The 1,640-nt window shown below is 62.0% G+C and carries 2 protein-coding genes; both read left to right on the top strand.

The annotated features are described in order from the left end of the window. Positions 1 to 698 precede the first annotated feature (698 nt). Positions 699 to 1,004, top strand: coding sequence for a hypothetical protein (locus tag AB1K54_RS17280; RefSeq protein WP_371204001.1), 306 nt, complete (start codon positions 699 to 701; stop codon positions 1,002 to 1,004). A 122-nt stretch (positions 1,005 to 1,126) separates the two neighbouring features. Next, the gene (locus AB1K54_RS17275; protein ID WP_371204000.1) at positions 1,127 to 1,516 is read left to right on the top strand and encodes a hypothetical protein; all 390 of its coding nucleotides are present in this window, start codon (positions 1,127 to 1,129) and stop codon (positions 1,514 to 1,516) included. Positions 1,517 to 1,640: the final 124 nt, after the last annotated feature.

Here is a 1,640-nt window from a genome sequence, read left to right as displayed (position 1 = left end):
GACCGGAGACCCGCCCCCGCAGCGCCACGCGGCCCGTCGTCGTACCCTCATGCCAGAATCAGCGACACAACCCCGACAACGACGCCGAGCAGCCCCGATCAACAGCCCGATGAAAAATCGAGGATAGCGGTGGTCCCGGCTACATGCTCGTCAATGTCTCGGGGACTTTGAAACGGCAGGCCGCGACAATCATCTCGGCGGGCGACGGCTCTCCGAGCTATGGTTGCCCCGGTGACCCGTCCAGCTTGCCCCGGATCTGTAGCGCGGAAGTGATTTCGACTGTGGTCAGTCAGATCCTGAGTGCCGCTGGATGGACGGCGTCGACCATCCCGTAACAGGAGCCAACATCCATGAGGTGCGTCGCGCTCTCAGCATGTGCCCGGGCGACCTGAGAGCGCGACGCACTACAAACGACACACACGTCCTTATCTTGCACCGTTCGCCGTCATCGGCGTCGGGTCGCCTGGCTTTCCACACCTGCCCGATCTCGGGGGATCGGGCAGGTGTGGAGACGTGTCGACAGCCGTTGAGTCCCGAGGCGCCCGAGCGCCCACCAGAATCGGCGAAGGGTTCGTGTAAGGAATTGCTCCGAGCGGCCATTTCTAGGTAAGAGACGGAATCTAGCGAAAGCGCTTGCGACTACCGCACGTGTTGCTCGTTGGGTCCGGGCACTATCAGTCCCGCGAAAAGGAAACCGCATGAGAATTCTGGCCAAGGCGGCTGGTGCTGCTGCACTCGCCGTTGCCGTCGTCGTCGGTACGACCCTGCCCGCTCAGGCGGCCGGCGGCTCTGGAACTCGGACTTGTACGCCTCCAAAGGAGGTGGCGCTCTACTCGGACCAGACGGGTTCCGGATGGCACAAGTACGACGCGATCAACACGCTCATCAACACTGTGCAGCCGTCTAATCAGCGCGGGCAGTTCAACACCTTCGGAGCCACCTCATCGACGAGCTGGACCGTATACGCCGTGACGATCTATAGCTACGGCGCAACGTGCATCTAAGGCTTGTCGGCAATGTCTCAGGGGTTGTGGTCGCAGTCGTCCTTGCGCTCACAGCGTGTTCGGCAGGTCCGCTACCCACTGACGCGGTCACGCCGTCGTCGCGGAGAGATTATGGGGACCTGATGAAACGATGCCTCGCCGAAAGCGGCATCGAGGCGACCGTCCAGGGTCCCGGGCTCACGATTGAGTCAACGGAGGCCCAGTCGAGCCAGATCAACGCAGCTGTGGCGGCATGCGAGCACAAGTTCGGCTACGACACGATAACGTCGCTCTCCGACTCACAACTCAAAGAGCTCTACGAGTTCGAGAGGACGACTGCGGCCTGCTTGACCGACCTCGGATATCGCGTCGCGCTGCCATCCGAGGCCGTCTTCATCGAGTCGTACTATTCCGGCGAGTTCGCGCTCCTCGAGTCCCAGCTGCTGAGCCAGGCCGCGGATCAAGCGGCCTATGAAGAAGCCATGGCAAGCTGCCCTCCCGCTGCGACGCAGTACGACCCGTACTCGGGTTAGATGTTCTTCCCACGGTGGTTGTGTGCAGCGTGGCGTGATGGGGTAGGGCGAGGACCTCCGGTATCGATGTGGGTTACCACACTCACTCGATCCACGGAGGTCCTCGTGTCTTACGTTACCCATG

Origin of the sequence: Microbacterium sp. BWT-B31 (genome assembly GCF_041379855.1) — a bacterium.
Lineage (GTDB): Bacteria > Actinomycetota > Actinomycetes > Actinomycetales > Microbacteriaceae > Microbacterium.
Note: the sequence above shows the minus strand (reverse complement) of the source record. Positions and strands in the feature narration are given on the sequence as shown.

Coding starts and splice junctions, on each gene's coding strand:
- AB1K54_RS17275 (WP_371204000.1), top strand. CDS start 1,127: ATGAAACGATGCCTCGCCGAAAGCGGCATCGAGGCGACCGTCCAGGGT.
- AB1K54_RS17280 (WP_371204001.1), top strand. CDS start 699: ATGAGAATTCTGGCCAAGGCGGCTGGTGCTGCTGCACTCGCCGTTGCC.